This window comes from Candidatus Borrarchaeum sp. (assembly GCF_019058535.1).
GTDB lineage: Archaea > Asgardarchaeota > Sifarchaeia > Borrarchaeales > Borrarchaeaceae > Borrarchaeum > Borrarchaeum weybense.
The window spans coordinates 12,842-33,713 of the sequence record NZ_JAHPYX010000135.1 but is presented as its reverse complement, the minus strand read 5'-3'; the positions used below and the strand labels follow the sequence as shown (position 1 = coordinate 33,713).

Below are 20,872 nucleotides of genomic sequence, written 5' to 3'. Positions count from 1 at the left end.
TCATTATGGGATTTTAAATGGCTGGAGAACAAAATTATCAAACGGTAGTTTCGTATATTTTTTGAACGAATGAAGTTTGCTCGAAAATGGTTTAAATGTTTCCCTAATAATCTAGTATTTATGCTATGAAAAATATGTCAATTATCTTCTAAATGAGTTGCTACAAATGAAATCGATTTTAATAAGTTATGATATGAGAAAAGGAATGAAGCAGAATCCACGGAGAATCCAATTTACTAAGGGGTTATATGGGTATTTTTATGAATGGGAGACCAAAAGTGGGAGAATGCGTAAACGAAAAACAGGGATCTTAGATTCCCTAAAATGGTATGACAAAGTGGGAGAAAGTACAATTCTTCTAGAAAATATACAAGAGAAAGATTTTGAAAAGTTAATGGCATATTTCCAGAGTTATTCAGATGTTATTTATGCAAGAGCGTTTAAAATCGCTCAAGAAGTGCCCCTTTATGATACCAAAGTCGACCTATGACAAATGGTAATATTTCAGTAAGACACTAAACGATAATAGACGTTTGGACGACCTCGTTTACGTTTACTCGACGAAAACTTTTCCACTCTGTCTTGCATGATTAGTTTTACTAAAGTATCATAGAGAGTGGTTCTTGGTATACCTGTAGCAACTGAAAGTTCACCCCGAGTCATCGGCCCATCTTGTAATATTTTCAATAGATATTCTTCAAGAGAAATTGATGGACTAACTATTCCTCCACCCAAATATTCGAAATCACCTTCTGTTTCTTGACTCAAACCACGTTTTTTGTTTAGTGGAACTTGTGTCAACATTAGCAACCTCCTAAGTTAAACTGTATCTGTTTTTAATTGTTAATTTGAATTATCTGATTCAGAGATATAAGCATTTGGATAGATTTCTACTGAATAATGCGCGCACTGTGGTTTTTGAGAAAAGTAAAGCTCAGTTTTGTAAAAAAAGGATTATGGAATGTTCTAATAGAAATTAATTACATTAAAATATCTATTTTAGACAGAACACTAAGGAGATAAGAAAGAAGAAAGAGTCAGTTTTTTTGTTATTTATAAACCAGTGACCCTTTGATTTCGAGTCGACATATCTATTGGAACACATGTTCTAATATTTGAACTTTGCTAAAAAATTATGGCGTAGCTCTATTCTGCAACATCGCAAATAGTTCAAGTAATTTATGAGTAAATATTTAGTTGTTTCCCTTACATCAATTTTTTAGCTTGTTTGCCGACTGAAATGATTTAATAAATTTTGTCGGAAAGGAGAAAGACAAAATTTCCACTTAGTTTTCCCCTCAGACCCCATTTTTTCTCGTCGAAGCATGATTAGATTAGATTATAGATTATTTAGAACATATGTTCAAATATATACCATACTGGAGTACATAGTTTAAATTAAAAGCAAAAAGAAAATAGTAAATCTATAAGAATAAAACCATTAATCAAAATCATAATACTATTGCTTCATGTTTTTAATCGATGTACTTGCATTTGAGGATTTGCTCTGAAATAACTAATAAACCATTCACTAGATCGATAGTTTTTATGTTTCTTACTTGAATCAACATTCATCAGATCCCTTATTTTAGTGATCTCTAAAAAGCCATTCTTTGTTCTATGTTTCCTGGTATTGAATATCTCAAGTGCTTCACACCATAATTCGAAATCCTTTCTTTTTTTTGTAAATAGTTTATCCTTAAAGAAATCAGAGAGAAAAATACAATCCTCTAAATTGTAAACGGCGTATTGTGCAACCTTTGAAGAAATACTCACATTACCAACACCTAACACTCTATTAATTTCCTCTAATGCATGGACGTCATCACTATGCAACCTAATCTTAAAACAGAGATATAGAATGAAATCTTTAGGGGTATATGTATGATAATTTCGTCTTTTTTGAATACATATAGAGAAACACCCTTCCCCATCAACAAAGCCAGCTATCCAGTCATTTGATATCATCATCTTCATCATTTTCACACTAAAATCTTATTTCTATGAACAGGATATATTTAAGGAAGTAATGATTTCTTAGGAAATCATGAAGTCTTCAATAGTTCCAAAGCGATATCCCGATTCAAAATAACTTTCAATATAACAAAATATAATCGGACACACCCCTCAAGCAAAATGAATTGTGCTTATAACTCCAATAAAATCTGTTTTATATTCCTTTAGGAATTCGATAAGAACTAAAGGGGTTCGTTAGTTTAAGATTTCATCGTATCCGATATAATTAACGGAGATGCTAATAAAACGACAAAAAATATTAAATTATTTTGTCAGAAAATCTAGAATTTCATCGGAAAACTAAACGACAAAAATTAGAGGTTCAAGGTTCAGATAAAAGTAGGATTTCGTCGGAGAAAGACTCTCTTAATCTCTCCTTATCAACTCTATATTCGTACATTTTTCCAATACGTCTTCTTTCAAGGATTTCATGTTTTGAAAGTCTTAAAAGATTTGTTGAAATAGTTTGCTGTTTAATTTCTTCTTTAAATACCCGCTCATATTCTTCTTTAATCTCAGTGGATGTATGCCAGCCAATCACTAATTCATTTAAAATCATTTTAATTTTATCGACTACTGTAAGATTAGAAAACTGCGTAACATTTTCTTGAGTCTTCGATTTTGCCACTTTAGAGCTATCTCGATATTTATCTAAAATTTCTTTAAAACTAGAGTTTTCGATTTGCTCAATTAATTTTTTTATTCCATTTGCGGTTTTGTCTTCAAGTGTCATCAAAGGCTTTCCAGTTACTGGATCATTGAAAGTGACTTTAGGCAATTTGATACCTCTTGATACTAACATGTGAATATGTAAACATCGTCAATAAAAGTTAGTTTATTATGTGGGTAATACCATAATGGGTTAAGAGTCTTGATTTCGTACTTTTGACGTATCTCCTTTGTTTTTTAGGATGTTTCACACAGTTGCTGTTTTCACCAACTTAACATGTTAAGATAACTGATATTAAGTTCTTTTAAACTGATTATTTGTACTATTACTTAACCTATAATATAGAACTCATTATGTTAAATTGATTGTTTTATATAATTTCCTGGTAATCTCTCCCCCTGCAGCTTTTCCGATGGAAATGAATGAAGTTTTTTTCGCATCTTGTTAACTTGTGAATTTTCTAGGTTGGCGCGCATTCCTCTTCATCAATGGAGAAAACGTCTATTTCACTCCAATATTTTACTATTCATACGCGCTCGCACTAACATAATGAATGAGGTTAATTTCTTATGGACATAATATTGTGAAGAAAAATCTTAACTTGTATTCATTTTGAGTTAAAGAGAAGATTTCAAAAAAGTCATGCGCTTTAAATTATATTTTTTGCTAGCACCATCAATCATTGTGTAGGTCCGACTGGTGGCCATTTAAAATAATAACTAATCAAATCAATCTTAGTAATAATTCCTATAATATTTCCTTCCTGTTCAACTACTACTGCAGGTTTTCCTTCTTTAATCAATTCGTAGACTTCTTCCACGTTCGCCTTTGGATCAACGGAAGGTAATTTATCCAACATCACTTCTTTTACTTTTTTATTAAGAGCCTTTGGGGATTCTATTATTGCACTTACAATTTCTGTCTCCAGAATCGCTCCAATTTGATTGCCTTTTTCAATTACCGGGAGTTGAGATACTCCATTTTCCCTCATAAGATCAGCTGCATGTGCAAGGAGATCTTCTGGTCCAATTGAAACAATTGTTTGACACATGACATCCTCAGCAGTTGTGTATCGTTGTTCCTTTGTAGTTGCTTCTAATGCCTCTAAGATCCTTTTTAAGGTTGAAAGCCTCGGATCAACAGATCCGGATTCTATCCGCGCAATTAGTGATTGAGATACATTTGCACGTTGAGCAAGATCTGTTTGTGTAAGATTGAGTCGCTTACGCATTCGGCGAATGTCTTTTGGTGATGGCAAGTGCATCAATTATCTTACTCCGTCAAATGCATCATTTAAAATTTAGAAAAGAAATGCTCCCTTACTATTCTCTTACGTGATCTATCTATATTAGTTTTTCTAGGTTATTATACTTGTGTTTTTGATATACTCGTTATTCAGACCTATAGATGATAAATCACCAAAAAACTAGCAGAAAATATATATATGCTTCACTTTTCTCCCTTTAAATGATGTTTTCCTTAGTGAACTACTACCTAACAATTCTTTGTGGAATATGGTTATATAACTAAACATTATCAGAGAAAAAGTAGAATGATTTTTAGGAGGATACAAGAAATATTGATGATTTAAGGTGATAACTATGACCTTGTTTATGGCAGTGTGTGATATTGAAGCTGGTTCTGATAAGCTGGCTTATGAACGTTTATTAGAAAACTTAGATAGAACGGAATCTGTAATGCCACTATTTATCGGACAAATTTTTGAAACAGCGGATCTTGAAATAATGATTCAGGCAAAAGATGTAGAATCTCTAAATGACTTCATTTTAAAGAGAATACGTAGTATTAAAGAGATACGCGAGATTATGGTCTATCCAATTACTTCTTTTAAAGGGTTAGCTCAATTCAGTCTTGCAGACTTCCAAAGCTCATATTCGGGACAAGATACAACTGTTGAATTCCCCCTTTTCACGGTCAAACTTGATATCGAACCCACAAAAGATATTGATGTCTATCAAGAACTGTCTAAAATTACAATGAGCGACACGGTCTTACCTGCATTCCTAGGTTACACTTTTCAACAAGCAGACTTTGATATTGGATTTTATTTCTTTGCTATGGGTGTACAAAGTGCATGGGACTTCATAATGGAATTAAGAGAGATAGATGGTATATGGGATACTGATATCGGAGTAGTAACTCATATTAAATCACTAGTATCCGCTAAAGACATGAGTCAAGTATTGAGTCAATAACTTCACTACACCTATTTTTTTAAAGAGTTAAAAAGAACTCTTTAGGTTATTAAATAGGGCGGTGGTCAAGCCAGGATAAGACGTCGGTCTCCGGAACCGAAGTTATAGCCTATAAGGTGATTATAAGCGGAAAAGAGAACCTCTAAATTGGTTCTCAGTCGACTCTCGGGTTCAAATCTTGCTTAGGACTACTAAGAAAGGGAAAATCCCGACCGCCCTGCCATTGTACGTTCCAAACAAACGTGAATAGATATTTTTGGCACATTGAGATACTTTTCGAGAAAGATATTGCAAAAACGTAATCTTTAAATCTAGTTAGCTTGTTTATACGCTGGTTTACTTTAGACTTCTTGAATTAAATTTGAAAATTCAATAAAGATATTTTGGGTTGAAGTTTTTGCAGACAGATGTTGTAATAATTGGTGCTGGCCCTGCTGGAATGTTTGCAGCATTGGAATTAGCAGAGAAAAGCAATCTCAAAATAGTCATAATAGATATGGGGCGTGACATTAATGAAAGAAGATGTCCTGCTACTACTATAACAGGCGTTTGTGAGAAATGTAATCCTTGTTCTCAAATGAGTGGTGTAGGAGGTGCAGGTACACTTTCTAGTGGTCTTCTTAATCTGCGACCAGATATTGGTGGGAACCTTGAGGAGTTAACTAATAGTTCTGAATTGAGTTGGGATTTGGTACGGCATGTTGATGATGCATTTGTTAGATATGGCGCTCCTCAAAATGTTTATACTGCAGATGATGAACAAGTAAGAGATCTTGCCCGAAAAGCAGCTGCGTCAGGAATTCGTTTTGTTCCTATACCTCAAAGACATATGGGGACCGATAATACTCCACGTGTTATTGCTAATTTTAAGGAGGATTTGATGAAGAAAGGAGTCAAATTACTGATTAAAAGAAAGGTAACTCAACTTGAACAGGGAAAACTAAAGTTAGAAGACGGATCCGATATCTCATGCAACTATATATTGGCTGCTCCAGGAAGAATCGGCGCCGCTTGGCTGGCAGAACAGGTCAGAAAACTGAACATCCCGATAAAACACGGACCAATTGATATTGGTGTCCGTGTCGAAGTGCCTGCAATTGTCATGGATCCGGTGATTGAAGTAAACTATGATCCAAAGTTTCATATTTATTCAAAAACGTATGATGATTTCGTAAGGACGTTTTGTACAAATGCTAGAGGATTTGTCGTTCAGGAAGTTTATGATTCTACAATAGGTGTCAATGGGCATGCAATGCTTTCTAAGAAAAGTGAAAATACAAACTTTGCGTTTTTGGTTCGAGTCAACTTAACCGAACCTATAGAAGATACCACCGCATACGGACAGAGTCTTGCGGCAATTACAACAACATTAGGAGGAGGAAAACCGCTTTTACAAAGGCTAGGAGATTTAAAACAATGGCGAAGAAGCACCTGGGGGAGGATAAGACGTAGTAATGTAAAACCAACTTTATTGCATGTTACGCCAGGAGATATAGCTATGGCTTTTCCTCATCGAATAGTAACTGATATTTTAGAAGGCCTAGACAAACTAGATAATGTTGTACCGGGAGTTGCTAGCAGTTCTACCCTTCTTTATGCACCTGAAATAAAATTTTATGCAAACATGATTCAAGTGGATCAAAAACTTGAAACACCAGTTTCAAATCTTTTTGTAGCAGGTGATGGGGCTGGATTATCTGGAGGTATTGTCACTGCTGCTGCTACAGGTATAATTGCAGCTCGTGGAATACTAAATAAGGAAGGAATAGAGGCAAAAATATCTTCTTAAGTCAAATCTTCGATAGATATCTTCTACAATTAATAGAAAAGATCTCCTTCACTGGCATCTACATCAAGGATACGATTTATTCCATTAATTTCGCGTATAATTTTTGTAACTGCTTGTGGAACCAATTCTTCCCAGTTTTCGCCTTCGAGGATTCTTCTGCGTACTTCGGTTGCTGTATATGATTTCCGATTAAAAAAAGGGATTGTTGCCAATCTAGTAGATCCTCCATATTCCTTTGTAAGTCGAGCTACTAGAGAATTATTAGAATAAACAACCTCTAAATGTGTACATAATGTTCGCACATGTGATAGCCATACGGCATTTCGATCTATATCTGGTATCGATACAATGTAAAATCTATCATGAGGTATTCCTGCTTCAAGTAAAGCGCTTTGTATCATATAATGACGTTCTCCTGCTGTAAAAGGATTCTTAATCTCGTGACTGTCTTGAATTGATCCTATTGCGATGATAAGTTCGTCTACATTTTCTAAGACATATTTTATGGCTTGAAGATGTCCGTTATGAAAAGGTTGAAATCTTCCAATATACAAACCGCGTAGAGTGTTCTCCATGATCCAACCTCTGTTCTGCAAATTGTTATCTTATCCATGATGCTTTTCTTTGTTAACTAATGTCTAACATTTTTTTTCATTTTTAAAATTTGTAATTCTATGAATCGTCGCCTATTTAGATCTTGTAGGTTTAAAAGCATACGTCTTGTATCTTTGGAATTTCAAGAACCTTTTATCTATTGTAATAAAAGCAAATTTTTACCTTATACATTCATTGTTTTTGGTTGAGAATTCAAGGAATAATTTGTTTTGATATTTTATAATTTCTCTTATAATTTATCCAAAAAAACAAAGAATCGTCTATTTATTTTTTGCTTAGTGAACTACCTCACGCTGAAGCGATGAGGCTTCCTGCTTCGCAGACCGAACTTGCTTTCACATAGGGATTACCGTTTAAGTATTCCAGCGATGCCAAAGTAGAGGATTCAGTCTCCACAGGCTTAACATCCCTACGTCCCGTAGGTACAAGTTGTTTTAATCCTTCGTTATCTAGGTTAACACTTGCATTATGATCTCTGTCCATCACTAACCCACAGACTGGACAGGTATAGATTCGTTCATCCAATCCGATGTCACGGATATTTCCACAGCGCGAACAGGTTTTGGTGGAGGGGAAAAACCTATCGACTTTGATCGGAGTATGCACCTTTACTTCAAGTGTGCGTATGATCCCTCCGATAGCGGTGGATACGATTTTTCTGCCCCATAAGCGTTGCCACGCCTTGATGTTCCCATCCTGATAACACACTATCCCATAAGTAGTGTGTAGATAATGGACTAGTTTGTTCTTGACGTCTTTCTTGATATTGTTAACCTTAGCATAGGCTTTTTCCAGTTTACACTTGGTTTTATACCAATTCTTGCTGCGAAATTGACAGCGACTTAATTTCTGGTGCAATTTTCTTAATTTGTTGCTAATAGGGATTACATACTGGATGGCAATGCCGTCTGAAAGCGTTAACTGTGTTTTAACTCCGAAATCTATGCCTACCGTTTTCGAAGGGGGTGTTGTGTGTTCCCGCGTCTGGTAGGTGGTGATTGTTACGAAGTAGTCGCCATGCCGCTGGATTAAGGTCGCATTTACCAGTTCACTGCCGCGAGGAATTTGAGTTAAGCCATTGACACGTAGTTGTTGTGAGATACCTTGTATCCTGATGTATTTGTCATTCAGTATGCGGTAGGTATTTCCGGATTGTTTCAAGGGGATTGAATTAACATAACTCTTGAATGTGAGTCTGCCAATTTTGCGTCCGTTAGCTTTTAAGCGTGTCAATCCCTTGATATTGTCCATAGTTCGCTTAATGAGACTCTGTTTCATGTGTGAGGAGAGATGACGTAGTTCGCGGAGTTCAAAATTATCCTTGACTTTGACAGGCACTTCAGAGAGTTTATAATCCGTATCAAACACGTTATGCTGCGAGAGAATATAGTTATACAACCATTTGGCTTCCAGAAATAAGCGCTTCAAATGTTCTTTGGTGTGATGGTTAAGATGGGAGCTGTCGATTTTTAGCTCAAACACCCTACAGGTTTGACGTTTTCGTCTTTCTTTAGTAGCTTTCAAGGTGGCTTTGATCGTCTCGTTTTTTGTTGTTGATATCGACAATACCGTAATCAATTGTTGCATTGTGTGATCCCTTGTTAATCAGTTCAGAAGAGTCTTAATGAGCTAACTAATCGCTATACATCTTTTCTAATTACTTGTGATTAATAAACTCCGCTATTGTTCAAATAACTTTAGAGAGACCCTTCAATGCACGTGATGCAAGTGAACACAAACTACAGCAATTCATCACCACGCTAAAGCTGTAGTGCTTTTTTGCTTAGATTCAGTAATTTTTGTTGATTTAAGCTAAAAATCGTGGAGGTTTTATTGAGATTCATTAGAAAGATATTGGTTTAAAATGAATCAGAATAATATTGAGCAATTGCTTTGGTCTATTTTCATCCGCTTTTCAAATTTACTATTTATAATCCTTCTCTGTTTCGGTATCTCCATTTATTATGTGTTAAAGCATTCAAGGTTTTCAGAAGGCTCTTACAAGGAGAAGTTTGAGGCCATCGTCATATGTACATTAATCTTTACTATTTGTTCAAGTTTAATACTTTATTTCATAAAATACAGCTTACTCCAAAGTGTATTGTTAACATCAATTTCTATACCATTTAATACTAGCAACAGTTTAATAAGCAACTCATTTCTTTTGTTTTTCACCAGTCTGATTCTTTCAAGTAGCTGTGTCACATATATCTTTTCAGAATTTGAATTTCATTCTCTGGGTTCAGATTATATTGTTTTTCGTCGTAGAGTTCCTTTGCCTCATTTTTTACATAAAGTTGAACATTTTTTCAGTTTTGTATCATTGTTTCTTTTTAGGGATAGATATCTTGTAATAAAAGCATTAGAAATCACCCATATTCCAAGAGAAATCATTCGTCGTGAGCAACGCCCTATAATTTTACAGGAAAATTTTCAAAGCACTGGAATACGGAAATATGAATACGAAGATATTGCAGCGTATTTAAGGAAATGCCACCAAGGCACACAAGAAATTTTTATAGATGAAAATGGCACTGTAAAAGTGCGACGTTATGTCTTTGGTACACATCGAAGATTAAACAAAGCAATTGAGGCTGCTCAAACTGCTCTTTTTCGTATGAAAGGAGGACTCGAATCTCTTTCTTTTGAAATTGATGATAATACAATTTCTGAGGAAGGCTTGAGAAAAATAACTTTACTTCCAGAAATTGAAGGATACGGAAGTGAAAAGTCATTACTGAAAGTTAAACGAAATTTTTTGGAGGGTTCTTCCTATAACCAAAGATATGCTTCAATTATTCATATTGAAGGTCTTCCTGAGCATAAAGCCTATGGAGAATTGACACAACATGATCGATTTATCCGGCACTGCCTTAGCCTTCAAATCGAGGTTACTTTTGTGATGAATTTCAAGGATACAAAAATTAGAAAAGGAAAATTAGAAGAAATTGCAAAAGAAGATGAGAATGGAGCCCTTAGTAATAATCTTGTTAGACATGCTCTTCTGGAAGATCAAAAAAGACAGGAAGCATCGGATTATGCCGCAGGATTAAGGTCTGGTTTAACAAAGGTGTGTGCATATGTTTTGATCACAACTCCAGATGAAGAGTTATGTAAACGAGCAGTTCTGGACATAGAGAATTCTCTTAATACAATATATTCGGGAACTCACTATTGTGTTACAACATCTACACTAAAAGGGCGAAAACTTAAAAGAGCGTATAAAAAAACTGGACTACGGATTTCTATTGGAAAAGAAACAGAGATGAGTGTATTTCGCCTTTCACCCTTTACACATCTTCCTGAAAAGCCTATCTTAGGGATCGAAAGTGAGTATACTCCAGAATTCGAGATTCCTCTTGAAACAATCAATGTAAAGGAAGGAATTGAAATCGGAAGAGTTGTTCGTGGAGAAAAATTATTGCAACCTCTTTTACTTAAAACTGAGGACTTAAGACGGAGTATGACAGTTCTTGGTTTAATAGGAAGTGGTAAAACCTGCCTTACAAAGAATTTGGTATTGGAACTCTCACAAAAAGCGCCAAATGTTAATTGGATTGTGTTTGATTACAAGTCAGAATATAGGCAATTGCTTTCTAAACTAGAAACTAATTTACATAATGAAATGTTAGTTTTTGCACCTGGTTCTGAGTTTGCACCATTGAAAATCAATCTCTTTGATCCATGTGGTTTTCCACCGGAAGAACATGCTGATAGAGTTTTCTCACTTATACGAGAGGTATATTCAACCATGTTCCAACAAGATATTGATCTTTCAGTACAGATGGAGCGTGTACTCAAAGATGTTCTTGATGAATATATTGCAGATCCAACGGCACGAGTGAAAGGATTCAAAGGCTTTTTCAAAGCCCTTGAAAACTATGGCATAACGCAGAAAGACAAATTTTCATTCCTAGATAAGACCATTACTGCATTATACAATAGACTGGAGAAATTCATTCGAGGGGCTTTAAAAGAAATTTTTGATGTGGATAGGTCGAACATCGTTTTTGATGATCTTCTTCGAAAGAATGTGATCGTAGATCTGGGATATATGCAGTTTCGGCGAGTACCAAAAGATGATATCCGATTTCTGATGAACTTTTTGGTTAGATTATATGGAGATTATGCCATCAAACGAGGGCTTCAACAAACTCTACGAAATCTGATTATTGTAGAAGAATGCCAGTTTCTTGTTCCCGAATTGTACAGAAAAAAGACAAGCATTGATGCAACACCGACCGAAGACTTGAGTATACTTTTGCGCGCGTATGGGATAGGATTTGTCTTCGTAGGGACACGGCCTCTTTTTGCGGAAAACAGTCTTGCTAATAGTTATACAATAGTTGCATTTCAATTAACAAAAGATGCTGAAATTCTTCAAAAGTATATGAATTTAGATGAGATGCAGGTAGACTATATGAAGAGGATGCAGCGGCAGGAATGTTTAGTCTTTTCACCGACGTTAAAATATCCTACACGTGTACGTGCAAACAATTTCGAGGAGAACGACGTTATTGAGGACAATAATCGGGCATCTATCACTTTGAAGTATTCGAATTCATCTGAAATAGCAACCTCAGATATAATTGAACATATTAATGATCTTGCAAAAACGGTAAAACTAATTTTCTGCGAAAAATGCCCTTTGGAAGGAGCAGTTGAGTATTGCAAAAATTTTAGAAACAGTGCATGGGAGATTAAGACAAAAACAGATGCGGATCAGTTTCTCTCTAGATATTATGAAAATGAATCTAACCCCGAACGTCTTCTAGATGATTTCAAAGAATTTGATGTTCATTCTCGAATCAAATATTGTCTTTTACGATATTATTTCAGTGATTATAAAGTACTATCAGAACTTAACCAGACTGAGGAATTTTATCAAAGGATAGCAAGGACACTTAAAACAGAAATTTTAAAGAAGGATACATCATTCGTCAACTTTCAATCAGAAGAACAAACGATTCCCTCTTTTTTTAATAACGAAATTAATATCCCCCAGAGAACAATGTCTAATGTTATTCACAAAATACAAAGACCAGATTCATTAAATATTTCTACTGCATCCCCTAACCTCTATGAGATACTCCAAACGGATTGTTTAAGTGATAAACTACCCTTCGAGCATTGTGAACTTTGCCGGTCTCAATGTATTTACAGAGAGTATCTTGGACGCGTTATCCTGAGCAATTTTTTCAATTTTGATGCGTTTATAGGTTTTGCTGAGGATAATATGCAAGAGGCTCTTGCATATAGCATTCAGACAGCTGAAAACTATTTTCAAAAAAACAAAATCATTAAAGAAACAAACAAACAACAGTCTTACGATTTTGGTTTTTGTCTCTTTTGTGCTGGGATGTATGGCTATGCAAAAAGAAAAGGTATGGATAAAAGAACTTTACAAGAATTCGTGTTGAACCGTGCACATGAATCTTTGGTGATATTGCGCGATACACCCATAATTAACGGTCTTTAATTGACAATGTTTATGATTTTCTGATTTATTTTTCATTAATCTATCAAAAGTATAAAAAAACTTCATAAATATCATTTAGACTGAATTTTAAATAGTATTTAATAATACAATGTTTAGCGACAAGGATATGTTAGGTATCAGACCTCCTTGGAGGTGATTTTAATTCACAGTCATATGGTTGATGTTGGTAGAAAATCGGAAGTTTATCGAGAGGCTTTAGCAGAGGGAGAACTTATTTTAAGTCCTGAAACGATTCAGTTGATAAAGGATGGAAAAGTGGACAAAGGAGATGTATTTAGTGTTTCTGAGATTGCAGCAATAATATCTGCAAAGAAAACACCAGAACTAATCCCATTTTGTCATCCCATCCCAATAACAAATGTATCGGTTGAATATGAAGTAGGTGCCAGCAGCATAACAGCGAGAGGACGTGTTAAGAGTATAGGGCGTACGGGGGTTGAGATGGAGGCACTTATGGCTACTGCAACGGCGTTATTGAATATTTGGGAGATGGTGAAAAAATATGAAAAGGATGATGACGGGCAGTATCCCCTCACACGAGTGAAAGATATTCGTGTTGTAAGAAAGATAAAGAGGGAGATGGCTGTTGAATGACTGGACAACCACCAACGGCATCTCTCCATAAGAAAGATATGCCTATACAATTAAGAATTTGTGTAATAGTAGTAAGTGATTCAAGGTATGATCAATTTACAGCATCTGGCGAAACTGATGATGTTTCTGGAAATCTAATAAAAATGTTAGCAGAGGAATATAAGCACTCTGTAGTGAAAATAGTATATGTTCCTGACGAAATCAGTTATATCAAAGACATTCTAAAACAATATGGAAATAAAGATGATGTAGATTTGCTGATTTTTTCTGGCGGAACTGGTCTTACAACTCGAGATGTAACTATTGAGGCGATTTCCCCTCTACTAAAAAAAACGCTGCCTGGTTTTGGTGAACTATTTCGAAAACTCAGTTTCGATGAGATCGGGTCTGCAGCCATATTGAGCCGAGCATTAGCTGGAGTATTTATGAATAAGGTGATTTTTTGTCTTCCTGGTTCTCCAAATGCAGTAAAAATAGCCATGCAAAGATTAATACTCCCTGAAGCAGGACATATTCTTAAACATGTACGTGATCACTAAAGCCTTTAGTATGCGCCTTTTTATTAGTTACAAATGGGTATTCTATTTCAGCTATTTTCATTAGCTGTCTCCAACTAAGAATTCTGTCAATTCTTGTAAAGAGATTTTAATACCTTTCGTACAATGCCTTAATAATAGGTTCTTTACGACATTGATTAAAGCACGTCTTCCTCTTACTTTAACAAAATGTTCAGAAAATTCTTTCGGCAAACAGAATTTGTCAAGTTCTGCTTTTTCTTGGTGTAGTTTTACTAATATTATTTCGACGGCAACCTTATTTTCTTTGATCCCTTGGCATATAACAGTAACTTGCATCGTCTCTAGAGCGTTGAGAAATGTAGCCAAAGTGAGAGATGATAAAAATGTACTTCTAAATAGTGAAATGAAATTTTCTGGTGAACTGAGTACTTGGATGTAGTCTTTATGTTTTCTTGAGATTCTAAGTGAGGTGCCGTGAGTAATTCCCAAAGGAAGTATCCAACTATCTTCAAGAGCGGTTTCTCGCACGATCGAGACTGAAATTCCTGCCATAGACAGGGCAGCTGCTAAGCGTTCCACGAAATTCCTTTGATTAGGGGGCAAAACTAATGTGAGATTTAAATCGTATTTCGATTGCGTTTTGCTTATATTAATGGAGAATGTTGTATCTTTGTTCAACTCAATATGAGAAATGAACACATCGAGGAAATGGGCTATGTTAAGGTTTTCCAGGTTTACCTGAAGAAAAAACATTGATTTTTTCAAAGCACGTAACTTCAATTCAATCTCGTTGAACTCTCTTTGTTGAAAGTCGGCAAAAGGCGTCGTGTTAAATCCAATCATACTAGTTATTTTCTGCTTTTTTTTCACTTTTTTTGGTAAGGGGCGCTTTAGAGTCAACTTTCTAGGTGTATTTTTCAAAACAGCTTTCAAATTTGGTGATGTTTCTTTAAGATGAGTGATTTCTTCTTCAAGGCGATGAGGTTCAGCGTGTGATTTCTTTAATAATTCATTAGCAAGTTTAAGGGCAGCGGTTTTCGAGACCCAGCGATCGATACAAATTAGCATGGCATCAGTAATATCGGTAACATCTATTTTATGTGTTTGTTGTGCAATAATAATCCGTTCACCATTTTTTTCAAGGAAATCCATTTCTGTTCCTGCAATTCCTATATAAAATTGCGTGAGATATTCTAGATTATCTAAAGCTTCTATAATAGGCACATTATGGTCATATAATCCCTTAAAAGCAATATATGGTCCCATAGTAAGATCAAATTTAAGTAAAACAATGGCGGTGATGCCACAATCTCTTATAAATTCATATGTTTCATAATCGAGAGATCTTCCCTTTTCTATTACCTTCACACACGTCGCCTCATTGTTAGAAATTGCTTTACTAAATTCATGCTAAAAAGTCAAATAACGGTTTATTCCTCGATAAAACGAATTATAATTACTATTTAAACACCACATATTTCTCTAAAAAGATAAATTACCGACTAATTCGATTTTTTTGCATAATGATATAACTCGCCAAAAGAAAACAGTTTAAAGTATATATGATTGTAGAATGGTTGTTAAAAAACCAGTTTAAATAAAAAACATCTTTTCATTGATTTTCATATACTAAGAAATTTGTACATTTTATTAAGGATCACTTTTCTTCACTAGTTTTTTTAAACTTCATTAGTTCTGCGAGCAGTTTTTCCTGTTGAACAGCCGTAGCAGCATCACCTCGTGTTTTTTCAACGAGACTTCTAGCAATATCTGTTTTTCTTCTTAAACCGGGTATAATCGCCTTTGGATAGTCAAAAAACATTAATTCTGAGTATATTTTTTCCATTAAAGAAAGCATGCGTTGCATTTCTTCAATTTTATTAAATCTTAATGCATCTAAAGCAAATCTTCGTAACTCCCCGATTACATCACCTAGTCCAAGTAAATAGGGCACATATGGTACTTGAAGTTCGTCTGGTGAAGTAAAATCATTTTTTTGTATCAAGTTCAATAATACATTCGACTCAACATACTCTTGAAAGGCAATAGTTAGATATGAGTTTAAAAAATCGGGTGCATTTGTTGCCAGCATTTTTAATTCTTCTAATTTTTCCATTGCAGAGTTATTCTTATCAATGGCTTTGTTGTAGTTGCGTGTGTGAACCGCCCGAATAGATTCTCCACATAGTCTTACTGTCGCTCTTGAGAGTTTAATGGCTTTCTCACGGTATTTGTCTAGTTCATCTAATCGCGCTCTTATCTTTTCAATTATTTTTTCTAGATTCAAAAACTCTTCACCCCTTTAAAATACTGATAATGTTTACGTGCAGGAGGTATTTTTAGTTTTATCTAAAAATTATGTGCGTTGCAAAACTACTCAGTTTTAAAAAGAACCATAAATAATAAAGATAATTTGCACCTTCGGAAGTGTTAGAAAAATCTTAAAAAATACTCAACTCTTCCTTTCGCTAGGTTATTTCAGAGCAAATATTGATGATATTTATCCTAAATTTAGTACCTTCTCAGAAATTTCAGAATGAATATTTTTTGGTGAAACATATGGGTTATGATTGTATTGTTGTTGGTGCAGGGACAGGAGGCACTACAGCCGCAAGAACACTGGCATTGAAGGGCTATAAAGTTTTAATAATTGATAGAAAGAAGAAAGAGGTCGTAGGAGACAAAGTTTGCGGAGATGCTATCGGGAAACATTATTTTGATACTTTAAACAAACTAATAGGATTACGTTACCCTACAAAAGATGAATGCGAGGCAAATATAGATGGAATTGATGTGATTTCCCCAGATAAAGAGACTATATTAAAAATTCAGGGAGAAGGCATCAAAGGCTATATGATAAATCGTCTTAAATTCGGTCAGAGGTTACTGAATGCTACAATAGACACGGGAGTGGAATTCTTAGATAACACCTCCGTTATATCACCTGTTTATGAAGGAGAATACGTTGCTGGTGTACTAACACGCTCGTTAGAAAGTGGAGAAAAAAAAGAAATTCGAGGAAAGGTGATAATTGATGCAAGTGGAGTTAATGCAGTAATTCGTAGAAAATTACGCAACAGTAGCGTAGAACGAACTGTTCAAAATGAAGATGTAATTGTTTGTTTTAGAGAAATAAGAGATCTTAATCACGAGATTGAAGATCCGAACTTCTGTAAAATTTATTTGACACAAAGTATATCACCTGGAGGATATGTATGGGTGTTTCCAGAAAGTATAACAAGGGTTAACGTAGGCTTAGGGGTACAGAATATACCAAATAACCCACATCCTCGAAAACAACTTTATGCATATGTATTACAGGACGCTCTTTTTGAAGAATCCACAATAGTGCATAAAGGTGGCGGTTTCGTCCCAACAAGACGACCTATTTGGTCTCAGGTGACAAATGGTTTGTTAATAGTGGGTGATGCTGCATGTCAGGTTAATCCAATCCATGGAGGCGGGATCGGTCCTTCAATGATGGGTGGATACTTAGCAGCCACTAACGTGGATCGTGCTCTTGAGAAAGGCGATCTATCAGAAAGAGGTCTTTGGGAGTATAATATAGATTATATGAAAGAATATGGTGCGAAACAAGCTGGACTAGACATCTTTCGTCTATTTTTACAACACACTCCTGATGATGAATTGAACTATGGGATGAAACATCGCTTGTTAAAAGAGGAAGACATTTTGAGTGCCAGTTTAGGAGAAGATCTGGTGTTAAACCTTACCGAAAAGGTGAAACGTCTCTTTAGTGGCATTGGAAAACTAGGACTTATCAATCGACTTAGAAAAATATCGTCAAAAATGAAAGAAATCAAAGGACTATTCCAGAATTATCCTTCTCCTGAAAAACTTGAAGCATGGAAAACTGAGGTTGAAAGTATTTACACGGAAACATTTGAGATCCTAAAATGACTGTTTTAACATAGATATGAAAATGTTCTAGCGATAGTTATCGAGGTCTAAGATCTATCGACGAACTCTATATGTCCGCTTTTTTCTCTTTTTCTTCTTTTTCGGAGGAGCAGGTTTCTCTTCAGTTATTATTTCTTCATCATCTATTGAAATGGCCTTCTCACCTTCAATTTGCGCAATTTCTTCCTCTGGGGTTGGTTCTAACTTCTCCGCTTTCTTCTTTCGTCTTAATATTTCCGATACTGGCTTCAGTTCTTTTTGTTGAAGTAGATAATAGAGACTAAAACCCCCACCGATGAACACGATCCCTGCAATAAAAGCTGATATAATTAAAGTAAGTGGAGGTGGAAGTGTTGTGCCTAGAAATGAGGGCGGTATTTCCTTTTGAGCTAGCCATGAGAAGATATTTTGCCAAAGACGTGCATTATCTTTTGTTTGATACCATGTAACTTCAGATTTACTTGGTTTAACATCACTAAACATCCTTGTGGAACCACATAGGACAATTCGAGATCGTCCAACCGTAGATGCAACAAGCCAAGCTGGTTGGCTTTTTCCTTCTAGTCCTGCGAGTGAATAGTTGCTTCCTGTTGCAATAACTTTGTTAGGATCGTCATCTTCGATCGAAATTGAATGTGTAATAATTTCTTTGACACCGTTTGTGAGTGGGCTACTTTCTCGCAATTCTTCACGAGAAACACTGATTTGTGTGGAAATATTATTTTGATTGAACTCTTCGTCAAAAATAACGTGTTGAGAAAAGCGTCCATCTGTATATTGAACAGCATCTATGATATTATTCAGATTAGAAATTGTGCCACGAGGGTCTGCCAGTAAGAAAATATTTCCACCATTGTCTAGATACTCGACTAAAACTAAACGTTCCTGCAAAGAAAAGGATCGTTCTGGATTTTCTATAACGAGGATATCCACGCCAAGAAGTGATGTTTCAGTAAAACGTTGATCATTGAAATAAACTATGAAATCTTCAGTATTATTTAATGATGTTATCGCTGATTGCATTCGTTCCGACGTATAAAACTGTAAATGAACTTGATCAAAAAGGATAATTGTTTTTTCATCAGCATACACATCCTGTGACATGAAAGTGCCAGTAAGTTGAATTAGTAAAATGGAAAGCATGAAGAAAAGCACTATAGACCTATTTTGTGCAATTTTTCTCATTATTATTTCACCGCAGGAAACAACATCCATTCATTTATGGAGAGATTGAATTCGGTAGACCTTTTTGATTATTTAATCTTTCGATTAGAAATGTCCCTGCAAGGCAATAGGTCAAATAAAGGATGTGTCCTCAATCATCTTTAAAAAACATTGAATCTGTTTTGGGATTTACATTTCAGAGATCTTATCAAAGTATGCTTGAAGTAAATCAGTATCTCGTATAATCCCAACAAGTTCGCCATTCAAAGTTGTAACGGGTATTTGGTCTATATCATGTTTCCTCATTAATTTTGCGCATTCACTAATAGGAGTTTGTTCAAATGTTGAGATTACATTTTTTATCATTATTTCAGAGACTGGTTTTGAAGGAAGTCTAAGTTCTTTTTTGGTGACTACTAATTGTGGGATGGCATCCCATGACCATGAGTCTCCTTCACTTTCTGCAGACATGCTGGAGATCCTTCTTTCAGAAATAATTTCAGATGATGAAAAGAGGTCCGCCTTACTAAGGACACCTGAAAGTTCCGATGCATCATTAAGAACCGGCATAAGTTCAACATTTGCTAATTCCATTATGGTCAATGCAACAGGTAATGGGGTACCTTCGTAAATAGAAACAACTTCTTTCTTCATATGTTTCTCAATAGGATCACTGATATTTGCACGTAGGATAGTTTTATGTACGATATCGGCAGTCGTAATGAGACCTACTATTTGATCATCTTCAACTATCGGTATACGACGAATTCGGTTAGATAAGAGGGTTGAAGCAATCTCTTTCAAAGAAGCGTCTTTATTTAATGAAACTACATCACGCGTCATAAGAAGCGCTATCTGGTTTTCATCTGGTTTTCGCATTAAATCAGTTCTAGTAATGATTCCTGCAAGCGTGTTTTCTTCTTTCTTAACAACAGGAAAACCAAAATGCTTGTGTTCATGGATTAATTGCAGAACATCTTCACGTGTACCTGGAACTGTTACACAGACCACATTTTTAGTCATAATGTCACTAGCTTTCTCCAAAAGAATCCCTCAAAAAGATTTAATTTCAATAATAGTTATCCTTACTAAAGTAAGGCTTTCTTCAACTCGTAAGTTAGTTTTATGGAAAAACTCCATATGAGTTGCTAAACACCAGTTTTCAAGCAAGATTCATAGTTTATTTGTAAATCTGAACTTATATAGTTATATGATTCTTCCTAAAATCCTCATCTCTTCTAGAGTAATAGGATTTTACTCGGGGATGAGATTCTTCTTTTTCTTGTTTCACTTTCACACAGTTCTCCATCAACATAAATAGCAGTTAACTACAATAACAATATGCGATATCCCAGGTGTCTGGCTTGGCGTGAAGGGCGTACACAAGAAACAGTACCGATGAGGGCTCCTGCTGGATCTCAAGTGTCCATTGAGGGACGGAGATCTTTGTTATTACACAAGAGGAGGTATATTAGCGATGAGGTCAATCACCCCCTAACAAGTGGGGGCTTGTTCCGTGAGGAACGAGAGTAATTGGTTGATTAGCCTAAGAGAGGCTGTGGTAAAGCATGGCGGTATCTACGTTATCCGGAGAGTTAAAGAACATACTAAGGGATGCTTCTCTAGTCCCTTGCTCTGTAAACGGTGGTTTAAACAGAGAGGAAACTCTCAGTGATCATCGTATAGTACTGACTGATTACTTTGGCGAAGAGAACCAACTCCCTGATGTTGGGAGCGACGGGACTTGAGAGTACCCGTCATTAAAACACCCGTGGGCATATACCCCTGTGTCCGCAGAAAGGGTAGTATGTCTAAAAACAAAAACACACAATTCCTCCTCCAAACAACTTGGAGGGGTCTCCTTATCGT

Annotated in this window: 18 protein-coding genes and 1 tRNA gene; 9 read left to right on the top strand and 10 right to left on the bottom strand. The window is 35.5% G+C overall.

Annotated elements, in window-relative coordinates; all coding sequences use genetic code 11:
- Positions 1-166: 166 nt before the first annotated feature.
- Positions 167-490 carry a hypothetical protein gene (locus QVB70_RS07855; RefSeq protein ID WP_287585124.1) on the top strand — a complete coding sequence of 108 codons (324 nt, stop codon included), beginning with the start codon at positions 167-169 and terminating at the stop codon, positions 488-490.
- A gap of 14 nt (positions 491-504) precedes the next feature.
- On the opposite strand, the gene QVB70_RS07850 is transcribed toward QVB70_RS07855, so the two are convergent.
- The 4 genes from QVB70_RS07850 to QVB70_RS07835 all read right to left on the bottom strand — a co-directional run bounded on the left by QVB70_RS07850 (position 505) and on the right by QVB70_RS07835 (position 3,950).
- The gene (locus QVB70_RS07850; protein ID WP_287585122.1) at positions 505-804 is read right to left on the bottom strand and encodes a helix-turn-helix domain-containing protein; all 300 of its coding nucleotides are present in this window, start codon (positions 802-804) and stop codon (positions 505-507) included.
- A gap of 663 nt (positions 805-1,467) precedes the next feature.
- Complete coding sequence (locus QVB70_RS07845; RefSeq protein ID WP_287585120.1) at positions 1,468-1,977, bottom strand: LAGLIDADG family homing endonuclease; 510 nt, start codon at positions 1,975-1,977, stop codon at positions 1,468-1,470.
- Positions 1,978-2,338: 361 nt separating this feature from the next.
- Complete coding sequence (locus tag QVB70_RS07840; protein WP_287585118.1) at positions 2,339-2,794, bottom strand: helix-turn-helix domain-containing protein; 456 nt, start codon at positions 2,792-2,794, stop codon at positions 2,339-2,341.
- 571 nt (positions 2,795-3,365) lie between these two features.
- The gene (locus QVB70_RS07835) at positions 3,366-3,950 is read right to left on the bottom strand and encodes a CBS domain-containing protein (protein WP_287585152.1); all 585 of its coding nucleotides are present in this window, start codon (positions 3,948-3,950) and stop codon (positions 3,366-3,368) included.
- Positions 3,951-4,287: 337 nt separating this feature from the next.
- On the opposite strand from QVB70_RS07835, the gene QVB70_RS07830 reads away from it, so the two are divergent.
- From QVB70_RS07830 to QVB70_RS07820, 3 genes are all read left to right on the top strand, one after another.
- Positions 4,288-4,902, top strand: coding sequence for a hypothetical protein (locus QVB70_RS07830; protein WP_287585116.1), 615 nt, complete (start codon positions 4,288-4,290; stop codon positions 4,900-4,902).
- A gap of 55 nt (positions 4,903-4,957) precedes the next feature.
- Positions 4,958-5,125 (top strand) — tRNA-Arg (locus tag QVB70_RS07825).
- A 174-nt stretch (positions 5,126-5,299) separates the two neighbouring features.
- Entirely contained in the window at positions 5,300-6,691 is a 1,392-nt protein-coding gene (locus tag QVB70_RS07820; protein WP_287585114.1) for an NAD(P)/FAD-dependent oxidoreductase, read from the top strand.
- Positions 6,692-6,720: 29 nt separating this feature from the next.
- Here the strand turns inward: QVB70_RS07820 and QVB70_RS07815 are convergent, their stop codons facing one another.
- A complete protein-coding gene (locus QVB70_RS07815) occupies positions 6,721-7,266 on the bottom strand; it encodes a nicotinamide-nucleotide adenylyltransferase (protein ID WP_287585112.1) in 546 nt (181 codons plus the stop codon).
- A 328-nt stretch (positions 7,267-7,594) separates the two neighbouring features.
- A complete protein-coding gene (locus QVB70_RS07810) occupies positions 7,595-8,893 on the bottom strand; it encodes a transposase (protein ID WP_287585110.1) in 1,299 nt (432 codons plus the stop codon).
- Positions 8,894-9,629: 736 nt separating this feature from the next.
- Between QVB70_RS07810 and QVB70_RS07805 the strand changes: the two genes are divergently transcribed.
- The 3 genes from QVB70_RS07805 (at position 9,630) to QVB70_RS07795 (ending at position 13,939) form a co-directional block, all read left to right on the top strand.
- Positions 9,630-12,785, top strand: a complete 3,156-nt coding sequence (locus QVB70_RS07805) for an ATP-binding protein (protein WP_287585108.1) — start codon at positions 9,630-9,632, stop codon at positions 12,783-12,785.
- A 153-nt stretch (positions 12,786-12,938) separates the two neighbouring features.
- The gene (moaC, locus tag QVB70_RS07800) at positions 12,939-13,400 is read left to right on the top strand and encodes a cyclic pyranopterin monophosphate synthase MoaC (protein ID WP_287585150.1); all 462 of its coding nucleotides are present in this window, start codon (positions 12,939-12,941) and stop codon (positions 13,398-13,400) included.
- Positions 13,397-13,939: a molybdenum cofactor biosynthesis protein B gene (locus QVB70_RS07795; RefSeq protein ID WP_287585106.1), complete on the top strand. Its 543-nt coding sequence runs from the start codon at positions 13,397-13,399 to the stop codon at positions 13,937-13,939. Before moaC ends, QVB70_RS07795 begins: the two co-directional genes overlap by 4 nt.
- A 60-nt stretch (positions 13,940-13,999) precedes the next feature.
- Here QVB70_RS07795 and QVB70_RS07790 read toward each other — a convergent pair whose 3' ends face one another.
- A complete protein-coding gene (locus QVB70_RS07790) occupies positions 14,000-15,286 on the bottom strand; it encodes a hypothetical protein (RefSeq protein WP_287585104.1) in 1,287 nt (428 codons plus the stop codon).
- Between the two features lie 289 nt (positions 15,287-15,575).
- Positions 15,576-16,205: a hypothetical protein gene (locus tag QVB70_RS07785; RefSeq protein WP_287585102.1), complete on the bottom strand. Its 630-nt coding sequence runs from the start codon at positions 16,203-16,205 to the stop codon at positions 15,576-15,578.
- Between the two features lie 272 nt (positions 16,206-16,477).
- On the opposite strand from QVB70_RS07785, the gene QVB70_RS07780 reads away from it, so the two are divergent.
- On the top strand, positions 16,478-17,839 hold the full coding sequence (locus QVB70_RS07780; RefSeq protein ID WP_287585100.1) for an NAD(P)/FAD-dependent oxidoreductase: 1,362 nt from the start codon (positions 16,478-16,480) through the stop codon (positions 17,837-17,839).
- Positions 17,840-17,893: 54 nt separating this feature from the next.
- On the opposite strand, the gene QVB70_RS07775 is transcribed toward QVB70_RS07780, so the two are convergent.
- Complete coding sequence (locus QVB70_RS07775) at positions 17,894-19,024, bottom strand: hypothetical protein (RefSeq protein WP_287585098.1); 1,131 nt, start codon at positions 19,022-19,024, stop codon at positions 17,894-17,896.
- A 168-nt stretch (positions 19,025-19,192) separates the two neighbouring features.
- Positions 19,193-20,047 (bottom strand): CBS domain-containing protein, encoded by an 855-nt coding sequence (locus QVB70_RS07770; RefSeq protein WP_287585097.1) that lies wholly within the window; start codon positions 20,045-20,047, stop codon positions 19,193-19,195.
- Between the two features lie 524 nt (positions 20,048-20,571).
- On the opposite strand from QVB70_RS07770, the gene QVB70_RS07765 reads away from it, so the two are divergent.
- Complete coding sequence (locus tag QVB70_RS07765; RefSeq protein ID WP_287585096.1) at positions 20,572-20,751, top strand: hypothetical protein; 180 nt, start codon at positions 20,572-20,574, stop codon at positions 20,749-20,751.
- Positions 20,752-20,872: the final 121 nt, after the last annotated feature.